This is a genomic window from Streptomyces sp. JK94 (assembly GCF_053613315.1).
On record NZ_JBSICH010000016.1, the window covers coordinates 119,757 to 135,545 of the forward strand.

At 74.9% G+C, this 15,789-nt stretch carries 14 protein-coding genes and 3 pseudogenes; 8 read left to right on the forward strand and 9 right to left on the reverse strand.

The window, feature by feature from the left end; all coding sequences use genetic code 11:
* Positions 1 to 67 precede the first annotated feature (67 nt).
* The 4 genes and pseudogenes from ACVV2G_RS16385 to ACVV2G_RS16400 all read right to left on the reverse strand — a co-directional run.
* Complete coding sequence (locus ACVV2G_RS16385) at positions 68 to 589, reverse strand: metallophosphoesterase family protein (protein WP_453843418.1); 522 nt, start codon at positions 587 to 589, stop codon at positions 68 to 70.
* 68 nt (positions 590 to 657) lie between these two features.
* The gene (gene rfbB, locus ACVV2G_RS16390) at positions 658 to 1,635 is read right to left on the reverse strand and encodes a dTDP-glucose 4,6-dehydratase (protein WP_453843419.1); all 978 of its coding nucleotides are present in this window, start codon (positions 1,633 to 1,635) and stop codon (positions 658 to 660) included.
* Between the two features lie 157 nt (positions 1,636 to 1,792).
* Positions 1,793 to 1,972: a hypothetical protein gene (locus ACVV2G_RS16395; protein WP_453843420.1), complete on the reverse strand. Its 180-nt coding sequence runs from the start codon at positions 1,970 to 1,972 to the stop codon at positions 1,793 to 1,795.
* A gap of 32 nt (positions 1,973 to 2,004) precedes the next feature.
* A pseudogene (locus ACVV2G_RS16400) lies at positions 2,005 to 3,726 on the reverse strand (ATP-binding SpoIIE family protein phosphatase); the annotation flags it as partial.
* Positions 3,727 to 3,729: 3 nt separating this feature from the next.
* Between ACVV2G_RS16400 and ACVV2G_RS16405 the strand changes: the two are divergent.
* Positions 3,730 to 5,058 (forward strand): annotated as a pseudogene (locus ACVV2G_RS16405) (PP2C family protein-serine/threonine phosphatase); the annotation flags it as partial.
* Positions 5,059 to 5,218: 160 nt separating this feature from the next.
* On the opposite strand, the gene ACVV2G_RS16410 reads toward ACVV2G_RS16405, so the two are convergent.
* Positions 5,219 to 6,559 carry a S1 family peptidase gene (locus ACVV2G_RS16410; protein WP_453843421.1) on the reverse strand — a complete coding sequence of 447 codons (1,341 nt, stop codon included), beginning with the start codon at positions 6,557 to 6,559 and terminating at the stop codon, positions 5,219 to 5,221.
* A gap of 438 nt (positions 6,560 to 6,997) precedes the next feature.
* On the opposite strand from ACVV2G_RS16410, the pseudogene ACVV2G_RS16415 reads away from it, so the two are divergent.
* The 6 genes and pseudogenes from ACVV2G_RS16415 to ACVV2G_RS16440 all read left to right on the forward strand — a co-directional run.
* Positions 6,998 to 7,533, forward strand: a pseudogene (locus tag ACVV2G_RS16415) (NHLP bacteriocin export ABC transporter permease/ATPase subunit); the annotation flags it as partial.
* Between the two features lie 81 nt (positions 7,534 to 7,614).
* Positions 7,615 to 8,634, forward strand: a complete 1,020-nt coding sequence (locus tag ACVV2G_RS16420; protein ID WP_453843422.1) for a Ppx/GppA family phosphatase — start codon at positions 7,615 to 7,617, stop codon at positions 8,632 to 8,634.
* Between the two features lie 78 nt (positions 8,635 to 8,712).
* On the forward strand, positions 8,713 to 8,892 hold the full coding sequence (locus tag ACVV2G_RS16425) for a hypothetical protein (RefSeq protein ID WP_453843423.1): 180 nt from the start codon (positions 8,713 to 8,715) through the stop codon (positions 8,890 to 8,892).
* Between the two features lie 56 nt (positions 8,893 to 8,948).
* A complete protein-coding gene (locus tag ACVV2G_RS16430; protein ID WP_453843424.1) occupies positions 8,949 to 9,980 on the forward strand; it encodes an iron-containing redox enzyme family protein in 1,032 nt (343 codons plus the stop codon).
* Between the two features lie 30 nt (positions 9,981 to 10,010).
* Positions 10,011 to 10,655, forward strand: coding sequence for a HemK2/MTQ2 family protein methyltransferase (locus tag ACVV2G_RS16435; RefSeq protein ID WP_453843524.1), 645 nt, complete (start codon positions 10,011 to 10,013; stop codon positions 10,653 to 10,655).
* The gene (locus ACVV2G_RS16440) at positions 10,636 to 10,881 is read left to right on the forward strand and encodes a CDGSH iron-sulfur domain-containing protein (RefSeq protein ID WP_453843425.1); all 246 of its coding nucleotides are present in this window, start codon (positions 10,636 to 10,638) and stop codon (positions 10,879 to 10,881) included. Before ACVV2G_RS16435 ends, ACVV2G_RS16440 begins: the two co-directional genes overlap by 20 nt.
* A 146-nt stretch (positions 10,882 to 11,027) precedes the next feature.
* On the opposite strand, the gene ACVV2G_RS16445 is transcribed toward ACVV2G_RS16440, so the two are convergent.
* Positions 11,028 to 11,462, reverse strand: a complete 435-nt coding sequence (locus tag ACVV2G_RS16445) for a protease inhibitor (protein WP_453843426.1) — start codon at positions 11,460 to 11,462, stop codon at positions 11,028 to 11,030.
* A 358-nt stretch (positions 11,463 to 11,820) separates the two neighbouring features.
* Here ACVV2G_RS16445 and ACVV2G_RS16450 point away from each other — a divergent pair, with 358 nt between their 5' ends.
* Positions 11,821 to 12,990 carry a lactate 2-monooxygenase gene (locus ACVV2G_RS16450; RefSeq protein ID WP_453843427.1) on the forward strand — a complete coding sequence of 390 codons (1,170 nt, stop codon included), beginning with the start codon at positions 11,821 to 11,823 and terminating at the stop codon, positions 12,988 to 12,990.
* A gap of 159 nt (positions 12,991 to 13,149) precedes the next feature.
* Here the strand turns inward: ACVV2G_RS16450 and ACVV2G_RS16455 are convergent, their stop codons facing one another.
* From ACVV2G_RS16455 to ACVV2G_RS16465, 3 genes are all read right to left on the reverse strand, one after another.
* A complete protein-coding gene (locus tag ACVV2G_RS16455) occupies positions 13,150 to 14,751 on the reverse strand; it encodes a ricin-type beta-trefoil lectin domain protein (RefSeq protein ID WP_453843428.1) in 1,602 nt (533 codons plus the stop codon).
* A 407-nt stretch (positions 14,752 to 15,158) separates the two neighbouring features.
* Complete coding sequence (locus ACVV2G_RS16460; protein ID WP_453843429.1) at positions 15,159 to 15,536, reverse strand: toxin Doc; 378 nt, start codon at positions 15,534 to 15,536, stop codon at positions 15,159 to 15,161.
* Between the two features lie 3 nt (positions 15,537 to 15,539).
* Positions 15,540 to 15,788, reverse strand: coding sequence for a hypothetical protein (locus ACVV2G_RS16465; RefSeq protein ID WP_453843430.1), 249 nt, complete (start codon positions 15,786 to 15,788; stop codon positions 15,540 to 15,542).
* Position 15,789: the final 1 nt, after the last annotated feature.

Consider the following 15,789-nt stretch of genomic DNA (forward strand, 5'->3'; position numbering starts at 1 on the left):
GCGCGTACCCGGGAAGCCCGCCGGGGCTCTGCCGCGCGCGGGTGACGGCTGGGGCCGGCGGACCGGCTCAGCCCCGGCGGGTGGCCGCCTGCCGGGGCGGCAGCCGGTGCAGTCCGACGTCCCGGAGCCGGCCGTCGGCGATCACGGCCGTCATGTAGGTGCAGTACGGCTGCCGTCGGCGGTCGGTCGGCGATCCCGGGTTGAGCAGGCGCAGGCCGCTGTCGGCGCTGGTGTCCCAGGGGATGTGGCTGTGCCCGAAGACCAGGACGTCGAGGTCCGGGAAGCGGGCGGTGCAGCGTGCCTCGCGTCCCCGGGCGGCCCCGGTCTCGTGGACGACGCCGAGGCGCAGGCCGTCGAGTTCGACCCGGGCCACCTCGGGCAGCCGGGCACGCAGGTCGGGGCCGTCGTTGTTGCCGTACACGCCGACGAGTCGGCGGCTGCGGCTCTCCAGCAGGTCGAGGGTGGCGGTGTCGACCCAGTCCCCCGCGTGCACGACGACGTCGGCGCGCGCGACCTCCGCCAGCAGCGGCGCGGGCAGCTCCCTCGCCCGCTTCGGCAGGTGGGTGTCGGACATGAGCAGCAGGCGCACGGGGCCAGCGTAGCGGGGAGCGGAGTCCGGGGCCTCTCGTCCCCGGCGGCGGCGTGCGTGGGTGCGGCTCACGGCTCCCCGTCGGTGCGCCGCTTGAGCGGCTCCCACCAGGCCCGGTTGTCCCGGTACCAGACGACGGTGGCGGCCAGCCCGGCCGTGAAGTCGCGGCCGGGCCGGTAGCCCAGTTCGTCGCGGGCCTTGCTCCAGTCGACGCAGTAGCGCAGGTCGTGGCCCTTGCGGTCCGCGACGTGCACGACCCGGTCCCACCCGGCGCCACAGGCGTCCAGGAGCAGGCCGGTCAGGTCGCGGTTGCTCAGCTCGGTGCCGCCGCCGATGTTGTAGACCTCGCCGGCCCGGCCCCGGGTGCGCACCAGGTCGACGCCCCGGCAGTGGTCGTCCACGTGCAGCCAGTCGCGGACGTTGCGGCCGTCCCCGTACAGCGGGACCCGTCGGCCGTCGAGGAGGTGGGTGACGAACAGCGGCACGAGCTTCTCGGGGAACTGGTGCGGGCCGTAGTTGTTGGAGCAGCGGGTCACCCGTACGTCGAGGCCGTGGGTGCGGTGGTACGCGAGGGCCAGCAGGTCGCCCGACGCCTTCGAGGCGGAGTAGGGGGAACTCGGCCGCAGCGGGTGCTCCTCGGTCGCCGAGCCGGAGTCGACGGAGCCGTACACCTCGTCGGTGGAGACGTGGACGAAGGGCCCCACCCCGTGGCGCAGGGCCGCGTCCAGGAGGGTCTGGGTGCCGGCGACGTTGGTGAGGACGAAGTCGGCGGCGGAGTCGATCGAGCGGTCCACATGGGATTCCGCGGCGAAGTGCACCACCTGGTCGGCCCCGGCCATCAGCTTGTCGACGAGTGCGGCGTCGCGGATGTCGCCGTGCACGAAGTCCAGCCGCGGGTGGCCGAGTTCGAGGTTGTCCGTGGTACCGGCGTAGGTGAGGGCGTCCAGCACCGTGATCCGCGGCGGCTCGGGCGTGCCGGGGGCGAGGAGCGTCCGGACGTACCGGGAGCCGATGAATCCGGCGGCGCCGGTGACCAGAAGGTTCATGGGCGGTTCTGTGCCTTGCTGCGTGCGGTGGGGAGACGGGTGGGCGGAGGACCGACGTTACCCGCGTGCCCCCGTCGGTCCGCGGCCGGCCCGGACGCGCACCGCGCCGGCTCCGGGGCCGGCGCGCCGGGCGGTTGCTACCGCCCCGGGGCGTGTTTCAGTCCTCGCCCCTGACGATGTTCGACTCCTGGCCCGTTCGCGGTGCGCGAGACGCGCCGTCCTCCTCCACGGCGGGTATCCAGGTGCGCACCGCGACCCGGCTCCGCAGGCGTCGCGCTTTCGACCACCCCGTCTCGAAACGGCGGACGACGGGTTTGTCGACGGTTTCCGTGGTCATGGGGCATCATCTTCCTTCTGCGTCCGGGGCCGTCACTCGGCGGGTCCCCGTGCGCCCTCCGGCGAAACACCGGTCGCGTGCGCCCTGGGGTGCGGGGCCGGGCCGGGTGACCGCGTCGGCGGCGCCGGCACCTGTGCGGGGGCGCGGCGCAGCGGGATCTCGCTCCACACCTGCTTGCCTCCGCCGACCGGCAGCGTCCCCCAGGTCGCCGACATCGCCTCGACGAGGAGGATGCCGCGTCCGCCCGTGGCCTCCCAGCCGATGCGGGTCGGTTTGACCGGCGTGCGGGGCGAGGCGTCGGCGACCGCGACGCGCAGCCGGGCGTGGATCAGAGTGAGGTCGAGGCGGACCTGGCCGTCGGTGTGGACCAGGGCGTTGGTGACCAGTTCGGAGACGATCAGGAGGACGCCGTCGACGTCGTCGTCCGGCACGCCCCAGGAGCGCAGGACGCGCCGGGTGAAGCGGCGGGCGTGCCGCACGGCCTCGGGCAGCCGCCACACCGACCAGCTCTCCCGCAGCGGGCGCACGGCCATGCCGTCGTAGCGCACCAGCAGCAGGGCGACGTCGTCGCTGCGGCGGGCGTTGCCGAGCAGGGCGTCGGCGACGAGCCCGAGGTGGGCGGGGTCGGACACGGCCAGGGCGTGCGCGAGGCGGTCCATGCCCTCGTCGATGTCGGCGTCGGCGGACTCCACGAGCCCGTCCGTGGTGAGGGCGATCAGCGTGCCGGGCCGCAGCCGCAGCCGCAGCCGCAGCCGCAGCGGGCTCATCGGGAAGTCGGTATGGGTCATCACACCCAGCGGCGGACCGCCCTTCGATTCCGCGATCTCCGTCGTGCCGTCGCGGTGGCGCAGCACCGGCGGCGGGTGCCCGGCCCGGACGCACCAGGCGGAGCGCTCCTCCAGGTCGAGGTCGACGTAGACGCAGGTGGCGAAGAGGTCGGTCTCCATGTCCATCAGCAGCCGGTTGGCGTGGGAGACCACCACGTCCGGCGGGTGGCCCTCGACAGCCTAGGCGCGCAGGGCCGTACGCATCTGGCCCATGAGGGTGGCGGCGGCGGCGCTGTGCCCCTGGACGTCGCCGATGACGAGGGCCACGTGGTGGTCGGGCAGCGGGATGACGTCGTACCAGTCCCCGCCCAGCTCCAGTCCGGCCGTGCTGGGCAGGTAGCGGGCGACGGCGACCGCGCCGGGCAGCTTCGGCAGCCGGCGCGGCAGCAGCCGGCGCTGGAGCATGCCGACCAGTTCGTGCTCGGCGTCGAAGGCGTGGGCGCGCATCAGGGCCTGCCCGGCGAGGCCGGCGGAGGCGGTGAGCAGGGCGCGCTCGTCGGGGCCGAATTCGTGCGGGGCGTCCCAGCCGATCAGGCAGGCACCGGCCATGCGGCCGTCGGCGGGCAGCGGCAGTACGGCGAGGCCCCCGGGACCGACGTCGGCGGGCGCGGGCTCCAGCTCGCCGGTGCCGGGGGGCCAGATCCGGGCGCGGCCCTCGCGCAGCGCGGCGGCGAGGGTGGGCATGGCCCGCACCGGTGCGTCGGGCCACTCGGTGCGCCACTCCAGCCGCCACAGCTCGGGCCAGGACTCGGGCTCGGGCGGGTCGAGGACGGTGACGACGAGCCGGTCGCCCTCCAGCTCGGCCAGCGCGATCCGGTCGGCGCGCAGCGGCCTGCGCAGGGCCGCGACGACGGCATGGCTGACGTCGCGGACGGTGCCGGCGGTGGCCAGCGCGGCGGCGAGGCGCTGGACGCGGGCCACGTCGGTCGCGACTGGCTGTCGTTCCGGCTGTACCCGACCAGGACCGGGCTCAGCGTGCGCGTCAGCCGGGCCCGGGGAGTGTCGCGGCCGGGGCCCGCCGAACCGGTGGCGGCCGAGACCGCCCCGTCGCGGCTGGTGACGATCTCCCAGGTGGTCGGTCTGACCGGCGCGCTGTCCGAGGCGGTGGGCGTGCGGGACGTGGTGCGGCTGATCGCGGACGAGATCGCCCCGACGGTCGGCAGTCAGGGCCTGGTCGTCCTCGGCTCGCGGGCCGGCCGGCTGCACGTCCTCGGACACCGCGGGTATCCGGACGCGCACGCCGCGGAGCGCTTCGACGGCACGCCGCTCACCGCACGCATCCCGGGCACGCAGGTCCTCCGGACGGGGGTGCCCGGGTTCTTCGAGTCCTGGGAGCAGCTGCGGCGCCTGTACCCGGAGCGAGGGGGCACGAACGACGGCTTCGCGGCCTGGGCGTTCCTTCCGCTGATCGCCTCGGGGCGGCCGGTGGGCACGTGCGTGCTCGCCTACGAGCGACCGCGCTCCTTCACCACGGAGGAGCGGGCGATCCTGACCAGCCTGGCCGGGCTGGTCGCGCAGGCCCTGGACCGCGCCCTGCTCTACGACGCCAAGTACCGGCTGGCGCACGGGCTGCAGGACGCCCTGCTGCCGCACTCGCTGCCCGCCCTGCCCGGCGTCGAGGCCGCCGCCCGCTATCTGCCGGCCACCCGCGGCATGGACATCGGCGGCGACTTCTACGACCTGGTGCCGGACGGGGCCGCGTCGGCGGCGGTGATCGGGGACGTGCAGGGTCACAACGTGACGGCGGCCGGACTGATGGGCCAGGTGCGGACCGCCGTCCGCGCCTACACGGCCGTCGGCCAGGCGCCCGAGGACGTCGTGCGCAGCACCAACCGGCTGCTGATCGACCTGGGCACCGAGCTGTTCGCAAGCTGTCTGTACCTGCGGCTCGACGCGGCGCGCGGGCGGGCGGCACTGGCCCGCGCGGGGCATCCGCCGCCGCTGCTGCGCCGTCCGGACGGGCGGGTGGAGGTGCTGGACCTGCCTGGCGGGCCCCTGCTGGGCATCGACCCCTCGGCCGCGTATCCGTGCACGGAGATCGACCTCGTCCCCGGCCCCCTGCTGGCCTCCTACACGGACGGGCTGGTGGAGTCCCCCGGCGTCGACTTCGAGGAGGCCCTCACCGGTCTGGGACACCGGCTGGCCGGGGCCGGTGACCTGCCGCTGGACGAACTCGCCGACCGCCTGGTGTGCGACGAGACGGGTGCGGAGGAACGGCCCGACGACATCGCCCTGATGCTGCTCCGGGCACGGGGCTGAGGCGAGGGTCCTGTCACCCCTCGGCGAGGCGGCCTCGGTGGCGCCCCGCCGTGCGGCGGTCCGTCCCTCCCGCCGGAGGGGCGGACCGCCCACCGCCGACCGGTCCCGTCGGGTGCCGGCCGGGGCCCGTGGGCGCGCGGCGGATGCGGGGCGTTCCGGATCAGCCCGTCAGGCCGGAGCCGTATCCACCGCCGGCACCCGTGCCGTCATCGCCGTCACCCGCACCGGCGCCCGCGTCCTCGTCCTCCGCACCGGCGTCCTCACCGGCACCGTGTCCACCGCCGGCCTCGTCCTCACCGCCGACGGCGTCACCGCCCCCGGCCGGCTCTCCCCCGGTCCGGTCGCCCGCACCGGCCTCCCCGGCGCCCGCCTGGCCGCCCGAGTCGCCGCCCAGGGTGGCACCGACCGCCTCCAGTGCGGTGGTGACCGGCTGGAAGAACGTCTCCCCGCCGACCGCGCAGTCACCGCTGCCGCCGGAGGTCAGCCCGATCGCGAGGCCGTCCTGGGTGAACAGGGAGCCGCCGCTGTCGCCCGGTTCGGCGCACACGTCGGTCTGGATGAGGCCGGTGACCGTCCCCTCGGGGTAGTTGACGGTGGCGTCCAGGCCGAGGACCTGGCCGTCGGCCAGTCCGGTCGTACTGCCCATGCGGAAGACCTGCTGACCGACCGCCGCCTCCGCGGCCCGGCTGATCGGGACGGTCTGGTCGCCGAGGTCGACCTCGCTGGGCGCCTCGGTCGCCGGGTCGTCGTACCGGACGAGCGCGAAGTCGCCCTCGCCGGGGAAGACGGCCTGGTCGACGGTGGCGATCGGCTGCCCGCCCTGCGCGTCGGACCACTGGTCGTCCGCGACGCCGCAGTGACCGGCGGTCAGGAACGCGGGGGAGCCGTCGCCCGCGGTCACGTTGAAGCCGAGGGAGCAGCGCGCGCCGCCGCCGAAGATGGCGTCGCCGCCCGAGACGAAGGTCTTGAAGGTGCCGGCGGACTTCCTGATCGTCGCCATGCCGGAGCCGAGGCCGTCGACGGTGGACTCCAGCCGGTCCCACGCGGTGCCGGTGACGGTGCGGTCGGCGGTCACCAGGATCTTGTTGGTGCGCGGGTCGATGGCCCATGCGGTGCCCGGAATGGTCGCCTCGGACTTCAGGGTCCGCGCGCCGTTCCGCAGCTCGCCCATGCTGTTGTCGACCTCGCGGACGTCCGCGCCCGCCTTCTTCGCCCGCACGACGACCTGGTCGTCGCCGCCGGGCACGACGTTGACGACGAGCCGCTGCTCGCCGGCGTCGTAGTACGAGCCCGCGAAGGCGTCGCCGAGCAGGCCGGCGAGCTGTGAAGCGAGATCCGGCGCGTCCGCCGCCTTGAGGGTCCTCGGCGACGCGGTGTCGCCGGAGGATCCGCCGTCCTGCGAGGCGTTGGCGTTCGGCAGCAGGACGGCGGCCGCGCCGAGCGCCAGCACACCACCTGCCGCCATCGCGGCCCTGCGCTTCGGAATGCGCTTGTGACTCAACCTTCTCGACCTCCTGGGACGGGCTCCGCGCCGCCGTCCGGCGGCTGTTGGGGGCACCTGGATGGCTGTTGGTACGCGCGGGCCGGGCGAACCGTTCAATCCCACCGGACCGACACGCTGCGCATCCGGCCGGGGACGTTCCGTTCCGGGCGGGGACCGGAATCCCGGCTTCAGTGAATCTGCACAGCGCAGGCCCAACCCGGTCACCCCCGTTGGAGGATCTGCACAACCGCACGGCGACCTGCGGGCCTTGGGAGCCGGAGCGCCGGTGCCGCCCGCCGGGGGCAAGGGAGCGCGCGGGCCGTCGCGACCCGTGTGAAGAAGTCGCCGCCAAGGCATGCGCGGGCCTGCACGGTTGCAGCCTCGGGCTTCGCAAGTGCCCTGGTGGGAGGGGTTGATTGAGTGGAAGCGCGGACGGGCCGCGTGTTTTGATCCATCGCACCGCGGGGGCCGGACCTGCTGGTGGACCCCGCGCCGTGGCAGGGCATGGTCGACCGGCAGTACCGGCTGCTGGACCGCTGGACCGCTGGACCGAGCAGCTGGAGTGCACCCACGAGTCCCGCACGGCGGCCGGCATCAAGGCAGGTGAGGCGGCACGTGCCCAGGCCGACCGGACCCTGCTGGCCGCCATCGGCAAGCGGCCGGGGTGGCGCGCCACGGCCGCCGCCGACGCCGACGCCACGTACGCGGCCCGCAGGCTGGTCGCCCGCTCCTGCGGGATCGCGCTCGCCGAGCCCGCGCGCGACGGCGCGGAGAGCGACCGGACGGACCCGGTGGAGCGGGTCGCCGTCGCCTCGCGGGTGCGTACCCGGACGGTCCGGCCGGAGGACCGCTGGTGGCGGGACGACGTCGGGCCGCTGGTCGGACACCGGGCGCTGTCGGGCGCGCCGGTGGCGCTGCTGTGGCGACGCGGCGGCTGTGTGGCCGTCCGTCCGGCGACCGGCCTGGCCCGGCGGCCCCGGCGGGCCGGGGCGGCGCGGCTCCCGGCCTGCCCGTCGGGGTGCCGTTTTCGGCCGTGCCGTTGGAGCGTCGGATAATTGGGTACCTGCGCCCTCATGCGTATCAGCGTCGTGGATGTGGGATCGAAGACGGTCCGCCTCATGGTGGCGGACGCCGAGGGCGGGGTACCGCTGCCGGTCCACACCGCGAAGTGGCGGCTGCGGCTGTCGGAGCAGGTCGAGCCGGGCGGCCCGGTGCCCGAGGAGGCCGTGGAGCGGCTCGTGGAGGCGGTAGAAGGAGCGAGCAGGACCGCGGCCCGGTGGGGCGCGGCCGGCCCACTGGCCTTCGCGACGGCCGTGGTGCGTGCCGCGCCGAACCGCCTGGAGGTGCTGCGCACGGTCCGCGACCGCACCGGGGTCGCCCTGTGCACCCTGCCGGGCGAGGTGGAGGCGGAGCTGACGTTCCTCGGGGCCCGGCGCTGGATGGGCTGGCGGTCGGGTCCGCTCGCCCTGCTCGACATCGGCGGCGGCTCGCTGGAGGTCGCCTTCGGCCGCGGCCGGCTGCCCGACTTCGTGGCCTCGCTGCCGCTCGGTGCGGCACGGCTGACCCACGAGTTCCTCAAGGGCGGTGAGGACGCGCCGCCGCCGGAGCACGTCAAGGCGCTGCGCCGACAGGTCCGCCATCAGTTGCGGGACGTGGCGGCGCGGATCCGCTGGGAGGGGCCGCGCACCGCGGTCGCCACCTCGCGGACCTTCCAGCAGCTCGGGCGGCTGTGCGGGGCGTCACCGGGGCGGCACGGGCCGTTCGTGGAGCGGCAGATGCGGTGCTCGGACCTGGGTGAGGCGGTCGGCCGGCTGGCCGCGCTGTCCGCCGCCGAACGGGCCCGGCTGCCCGGAATCTCTGCACCGCGGGCGGCGCAGAGTCTGGCCGGCGCGGTGGTCGGGCACACCGCGATGAAGCTGACCGGACTGGAGACGGTCACGCTCTGCCCCTGGGCGATCCGGGAGGGCATCCTGCTGCGCCACATCGAGGACGGACCGTCCTGGTGGGCGGAGGTCATCCGCCGCAACGACGAGGCCACCGCCCAGGACCCCGCCCCGACGGCCGCCCTGCGCATCGCGGCCACGACCAGCTGACGCGGCGCGGCGGCCCACACCCGCGCCGTGACGAACGAACCGACGATCCGGCCCACCGTACGAGGAGAGGAGACATCCGTGTCCCAGAACGGCGACCACGCCCACGAGCAGCCCGAGACCGCCGTCGAGGAGGTCCTGCGCGAGATCCGGGACGCCAGGCCCCGTGACGCCGAGTCCGACGCGCGACCGCGCCGGGGCGAGGCCGGGGACGCCACCTCGCCGAACACCGGAGCACAGAAGGACGCCGGGGAGGAGTGACGCGCGACGCACGGGCGGCGGGGGTGCCCGGGCGGTCGCCGGGTACTCGTGGCGTCATGGAGTACGACCTCGAAGGACCACAGCCGCCGTCGGCCCGGGGCCCGCTCTCCGCGGCCGTCGGTGCGTACCTGCTCGGCACGGGCCCGCTGCCCGGCCCGGAGGACGCCGCCGCCGCGCCGGCGTACGGTGACGACCTGCAGCTAGCCCTGTACCAGTGCTACGAGCTGCACTACCGGGGTTTCGCCGGGGTCTCCCCCGACCTCGAATGGGACCCCGGCCTGCTGCGCGTCCGGGCCGCGCTGGAGGACCGCTTCCTGTCCGCGCTGCGCGCCGACACCGAGGTGCACGACACCGTGGAGGACGCGGTCGGGGCGCTGCTCGTCGAGCCGGTCGACGGCAAGGGCGTCAGCCACTTCCTGCGGGACGAGGGCGAGCTGTGGCACCTGCGCGAGTACGCGGCCCAGCGCTCCCTGTACCACCTGAAGGAGGCCGACCCGCACGCCTGGGTGCTGCCCCGGCTGTGGGGGCGCGCGAAGGCGGCGATGGCTGCGGTGGAGTTCGACGAGTACGGCGGCGGCCGTCCGGACCGGGTGCACGCCCGCCTGTTCGCCGACCTGATGACGGACCTGGGCCTGGACACGACGTACGGACGCCATCTGGACGCGGCGTCCGCCGAGTGCCTGGCCACGGTGAACATGATGTCCCTGTTCGGCCTGCACCGGTCGCTGCGCGGCGCGCTGGTGGGTCACTTCGCGGCGGTCGAGATCACCTCGTCGCCCGGCTCCCGGCGGCTCGCCGAGGCGATGCGCCGCACCGGTGCCGGACCGGCCGCCGAGCACTTCTACGACGAGCACGTCGAGGCCGACGCGGTGCACGAGCAGATCGTGCGGCACGAGGTGATCGACGGCCTGCTGGAGCAGGAGCCGCACCTCGCGGCGGACGTCGCCTTCGGCATCGACGCCACCGGACTCGTCGAGGACCGGTTCGGCGCCCGGCTGCTCGCCGACTGGCGGGCCGGCCGCTCGTCCCTGCGCACCCCGCTGCCCCGGACGCACCACGAGTCTTCCGAAACCTCCCATATTTCCTGATCGGTGGGGTACGCGGGTTCCGTGAACTTCATGGTGCTTCCGGGCGTCTACGCCCCTCAGGAGGACACCGCCCTGCTGGCCGGGGCGCTGTCCGACGAGTCGCTGCCCCCGGCCGCGGCCGTACTCGACGTGGGGACCGGCTCGGGCGCCCTGGCCCTGACCGCGGCCCGGCGGGGCGCGCGGGTGACCGCGGTGGACGTGTCGTGGCGGGCGGTCTGTGCGGCCCGGGTGAACGCCGTCCGGGCCGGGCTGCGGATCCGCGTCCGCCACGGCAACCTCTTCACGCCCGTACGCGGCGAGTCGTTCGACCTCGTCCTGGCCAACCCGCCGTACGTGCCGGCACCGGCCGGTGGCCGCCGGCCGCGCGGTGCGGCGCGGGCCTGGGACGCGGGGCACGACGGCCGGCTGGTCCTGGACCGCATCTGCCGGGAGGCGCCCGCCCTGCTGCGCCCCGGCGGTGTGCTGCTGCTCGTCCAGTCGGCGCTCAGCGATCCGGGGCGGACCGTCGGGCAGCTGCGCGAGGCGGGTCTGAAGGCGGCCGTGACCCGGCGGCAGCGGATCGCGTTCGGTCCCGTGGTGCGCGGCCGGGAGCGCTGGCTGCGCCAGCGCGGACTGCTGTCCCTGGCCGAGAACGAGGAGGAGCTGGTGGTCGTCCGTGCCGAACTCCCCGTCTGAGACCCCTCGTCCCGCCGGCCCACCACGCCGGGTCAAGGCCCAGCGCCGCGGGCCGCTGCTGGTGGAGGGCCCGGTGGAGGTGGAGCTGGAGGACGGGACCACCGTGTCCTCCGACCGCTTCCAGGTCGCCCTGTGCACCTGTCGCCGCAGCCGGCGCTACCCCTGGTGCGACACGAGCCACCGCGCCAGGTCGTCCGGCACCGGCGACGGCCCGGCGACCGACTGACCTCGGCGCCCCGGATACCGGAGAACGGCGGACGGCCCCACTCCGTCCGCCGTCCCCGGTGCGGGACCGCGCCTTACGTACGGCGGCGCTCGCACTCCCCAGTAGCGAGCGCCGGTCACGCCGAACGGGCCGGGCGGTCCCGGTCCTCAGAACGTGAAGACGCTCGTGCTTCCCGCGTTCTTCACGCACTCGTTGGCGAAGGTGCGTTCGTAGGACAGGCGCCGGCCCTGCCAGACCCCGTCGACGGTGACGACCACGGGCGCGTACTCCCGGGTGCACAGCACGCCGGTGTCCGCCTCGAGGGCGTTGAAGTCGCCGCCCGCGCGGCGCAGTTCGGCGCAGGCCGAGGCGGCGGCGGGGTGGGTTCCGGAGGCCGTCGGGGCGCAGGTCAGGGTGACCGCGCGAAGCGGTACGGCGGTGGCAGCGCTCTCTCCGTGCCCGATGGTCAGCACGAGGGCCGAGGGGGCTTGGAGCGACGCGGGGGCGGTGGCCGGGGAGGCGAGAGAGGCTCCGGCGAGGGGCCCGCAGACGGCGGTGGCCGTCAGGCCCAGAGTCGCTGCCCAGCGCGCGGTGTTCCGCATTGTGTGCATCCTTCCGCTCGATACGAGGGTGTCGCCGGCCCGGCTCGGTCGGTGCCGGAACGGCGAGCGCGAGTCTGCCGAGTCCGTCGCCGAAACTCATATCGACCCCATGGGTTTCGGTAACCTTGCGTGTTGAATCAGTGGCGCGATGTCACGGAATTCGAACGTTCCAAGTCCGGAACTGGGCGGTTCTTGATCGGATATTGAGGCATGAACGGGCCGGATGGCGTGATCCGCGCGTTCACCGATAGGCCTGAAACACCCCCGAACCGTGCCCGTTCGCGCGGTGGTCCGGCTCTGTGTACCCGCGGGTAGGGTGCTGACGGCGCGAGCTCGACGACGAGAGGCGGGACCGGGGATGGCGAAGCACTGGGCGGACTTCCAGTACGAGATCTACCTGAACGGGATGACGGGCGCCGTGCCGCGCCTGCCCACCGATCCGACCCGGCTGGAGGGACTGGCCGAGCTGCGGCTCGGGCCCGGGCCGGTCGGGTACGTCGCGGGCAGCGCGGGCGACGGCAGCACCGCCCGCGCCAACCGGGCGGCCCTGGACCGGCGCCGGATCGTGCCGCGCATGCTGCGCGACGTGCACGAGCGCGACCTCTCGGTCGAGGTGCTGGGCCGCCCGCTGCCCGCACCGCTGGCGCTGGCGCCGGTCGGGGTCCTGTCGGTCATGCATCCGGACGCGGAACCGGCCGCCGCCCGGGCCGCCGCCGCGCAGGGCGTGCCCTACGTCCTGTCCTCGGCGTCCAGCACCCCCATGGAGCAGGTCGCCGAGGCGATGGGGGACGCCGAACGCTGGTTCCAGCTGTACTGGCCCAAGGACCGCGAGGTGACCCGCAGTTTCCTGGGCCGCGCGAAGGCGGCCGGGTACGGCGTGCTCCTCGTCACGCTGGACACCCCGCTGCTGTCGTGGCGCCCGCGCGATCTGGACCAGGCGTACCTGCCGTTCCTGCACGGCGTGGGCACCGCCAACTACTTCTCCGACCCGGCGTTCCTCGCGGGGCTGGCGAAACCCGTGCACGAGGACCCGAACGCGGCGGTGATGCACTTCGTCGGCATGTTCTCCGACCCGGCCAAGACCTGGCCGGACCTGGCGTTCCTGCGGGAGAACTGGGACGGCCCGATCGTCCTGAAGGGCGTCCTGCACCCGGACGACGCCCGGATGGCCGCCGATGCCGGGATGGACGGCGTGGTGGTCTCCAACCACGGCGGTCGCCAGGTCGCCGGTTCCGTCGCGGCGGCCGACGCGCTGCCGCGCGTGGCCGAGGCCGTCGGCGACCGGCTCACCGTGCTGTTCGACAGCGGCGTCCGCACCGGCGACGACGTCTTCAAGGCGCTCGCGCTCGGGGCGCGGGCGGTGCTCCTCGGCCGGCCCTACGTCTACGGTCTGGGCCTCGACGGGCAGGCGGGCGTCGAGCACGTGATCCGCTGCCTGCTGGCCGAACTCGACCTCACCCTGGCCCTGTCGGGGCACGCCTCACCGGCCACGCCGGGCCCCGCCGACCTCGTCGAGGATCCCGGGTGACCGGCTGCTGCGCCGCAGGGCGGCCGCCGAGCGCTCCGCCGGCCCCTTCCGTGCGCCGCCCCGGTCCACGGCCGGACCGCCCGCGTCGGCGGCCCGACGCGTCGCGGGTCCGCGGGGCGGGTCGCAGGCCGCCCCGGTGGACCCCGTCAGGGCCGGCCCTCAGCCGCCCGGCAACTCCACGCTCCGGGCGTCCGGGGCGCCGGTACCGACGGTGGACCGGGAGGCGTCCGTCCGCACCGGCTCGCTCCGCCAGCGCTGGCCGTCGGAACCGTCGCGCACCGTGACGACGACGTCGGCGCCCGGCGCGGCGGTGGTCGCGGCGAGGGCGAGCTGCCTGTTCCGGCGCGGCACCAGCTCCCCCGGGCCGGACAGGTCGTAGCGCACGTCGTCGCCCCGCTCGGTGCCCCCGTCGGCGCAGGTGCCGAGGACGACGACTCCGGCGTCCGCCTGCGAGTCCAGGCACAGGCCCGGGTCGGCGACGCTGCGCAGCAGGCCGTCGTCCTCGTAGGTCCACTGCTGGGTCCACGCGTCGGAGCACGTCGCCAGCCGGGCACCGACGCCGGCCTTCGGCTCGTCCCGCACGTCGAGGCAGAGGTCCGCGGCCGTGTTGCGCAGCCGGGTCCGGTCCGGCGCCGTGGGCAGCCCCGCCGAGCCGGGCGGTGCGGGGCGGCTGGTCCCGGAGGCCGCCGCCGCGCCGCCGACGGCGCTGGTGGAGGCGGCCGGGTCAGCGCCGCCGTCGTACGACCACACGCTCACCACGAGCACGACGGACAGCACGCCGACGGACGCCGCGCCGAACTCCCTGAGCATCGAGCGGCCGGAGCGCGGCCGGCCCGGTGTCGCGCGCAGGGGCCCGGGCATCCGGGCCAGCAGCCCCGGGCGCCCGCTCCGGTGCCGCGCGGCCCCCTTGGCGAGCCCGCCCAGGGTCGCGCGGCCCGGGCGGGAGTCGAGGTAGCGCCGGGCACCCCAGCCGAGCACCGCCTCGGCCATCAGCGTGCCCAGCCCGCGCTCGAAGTGGCCGAGCTGTTCGGCCGCGTGCCGGCAGTGCCGGCAGTCCGCCAGGTGCTTGCGGACATCCGGCAGCAGAGCACCTCCCCGGCGGATGGGAACGTCGAGGAGCCGACTGTGGAAACGGCAGTCCTGGGTCGGCGCGAGCTGCCGATGGGCCTGCAGACAACCCTCCCGGAATTTCTCACGCGCCTGTTCGAGCGTGACCGACGCGGTGTCGGTGTCCATGCCGAGCAGACCGGCCGGGACGGACAGGGGCTCACCCTCGACCTCCGTGTGCCACAGCAAACAACGGGCCGGTCCGGGAAGGGCGGCGAAGGCCCGTGCGGCCAGGGTGCGGTTTTCCGGGGTCAGGGACTTCGCCGCCCGCATGCCACGTCCGCCGGCCGGTTTGAGCAGCTGCGGGAGAACGGCGGACACCCCGTCGTCGGCGGACCACTGCCGGACCGTGTCCCGCACGGCCACCAGCAGTCGCGGACGCAGGGCCGTGGCCGGCTCACCCTGACCGAGACGGTCCAGCACCCGGTGCCAGGCGGCGGCGGTGACCATGGCGGTGACCTGCCCCGACGTGGCGAGACAGAGGGCCGCGTAGTCATGGGCGGGCTGCCAGTGTCGGGCCATCAGCAGTGCCCCGGACCGGGCGGCGTCACTCTCCGGACCGTCCCGCAGCCGTGCGGCCAGCGACTCGTCGGACTCCCCGGGGTCCCCGCCGGAGGGCGGGTACGCGGGCCGAGGGGGGTGGGGGGTGGGCACTGAGATGTTCCTTCCCACGCACAGGTGACTCAGAAGTTCCGGCGCCGAAAGGGGGCACCCCGATGGGTGGGTACCTTTTGGGCGCGGTGTGGGGAGCGTGCATTCGCCAGGGCGAAGACCGACCCGGCTCACCAAAACGCGTGCGAAACCCGGCCTTTACCCCCCCGGGTGCTTCACTCTCGCACAAACCACTCATGGTCAACAAGGCGACCGGACAACACACGACTTCTTTGAAAGAAGGTCAGATTTCCCGGGAACTCATGGCACCTGCACCGGCTTTCGGCCTTCCCCGTGCAGCCGGTACAGCCCGCGCACCCCGCGCACCCCGTGCGTTCCGTGCGCCCTCGGGAAAGACCCGCGCGGACCGCCGCGCCACGCCTCCCGGCGCACGCCCCGGCGCCCGGATGTCAGATCTGCCAGGACCGGAGCCGGTCGGCCGCGCCGTAGACGTCGGCCTTGCCGGACATCAGGTCGCGTGCGAGGTCGACCAGGGCGCCGTAGGGCGGGTCCATGCCCACGTCACTGGCGTACATGTAGGCGACCGCCGTCGCACAGGCGAAGCGGGCGTTGGCCGAGGGCAGCGGCTTGAGCACGGCGAGGGCGTGCAGCAGGGCGGCGGCCCGCCAGGCCGGGTCGGAGTCCACCCCGAGGCGGGGCGGGTCGACGCGGTGCCGGGCGACGGCGGCGACCAGCGCGGAGAAGTCGTTGATGACGGGCTGCTCCGGCAGCACTTCCTCATGGCGCTGGAGCAGCCAGGGCACGTCGATGTGCAGGAGCGGTGCCATGGGTCAGGCGGCCCGCCCCTCGCGCCGCAGGGGCGGTGGTTCGTCGTCGGGGAAGGCCGCCGCGAACTCGTCGGCGTGGGCCGAGAAGAACCGGCGGAAGGCCTCCGCCCCCTCCTGCAGCGCCCGGTGCCGGGCTATGTCGGCGGCGGCGGCCTCCCGCACGAGCGCCTTCATCGACGTACCGCGTTCCTTGGCGATCTGCCGCAGGTCCTCTAGCTCGCGGTCGCTGAACTCCACGTTCAGGGCTGGCATG

Coding starts and splice junctions, on each gene's coding strand:
- rfbB (WP_453843419.1), bottom strand. CDS start 1,635: ATGAACCTTCTGGTCACCGGCGCCGCCGGATTCATCGGCTCCCGGTAC.
- ACVV2G_RS16395 (WP_453843420.1), bottom strand. CDS start 1,972: ATGACCACGGAAACCGTCGACAAACCCGTCGTCCGCCGTTTCGAGACG.
- ACVV2G_RS16420 (WP_453843422.1), top strand. CDS start 7,615: ATGCGTATCAGCGTCGTGGATGTGGGATCGAAGACGGTCCGCCTCATG.
- ACVV2G_RS16430 (WP_453843424.1), top strand. CDS start 8,949: ATGGAGTACGACCTCGAAGGACCACAGCCGCCGTCGGCCCGGGGCCCG.
- ACVV2G_RS16435 (WP_453843524.1), top strand. CDS start 10,011: ATGGTGCTTCCGGGCGTCTACGCCCCTCAGGAGGACACCGCCCTGCTG.
- ACVV2G_RS16445 (WP_453843426.1), bottom strand. CDS start 11,462: ATGCGGAACACCGCGCGCTGGGCAGCGACTCTGGGCCTGACGGCCACC.
- ACVV2G_RS16450 (WP_453843427.1), top strand. CDS start 11,821: ATGGCGAAGCACTGGGCGGACTTCCAGTACGAGATCTACCTGAACGGG.
- ACVV2G_RS16460 (WP_453843429.1), bottom strand. CDS start 15,536: ATGGCACCGCTCCTGCACATCGACGTGCCCTGGCTGCTCCAGCGCCAT.
- ACVV2G_RS16465 (WP_453843430.1), bottom strand. CDS start 15,788: ATGCCAGCCCTGAACGTGGAGTTCAGCGACCGCGAGCTAGAGGACCTG.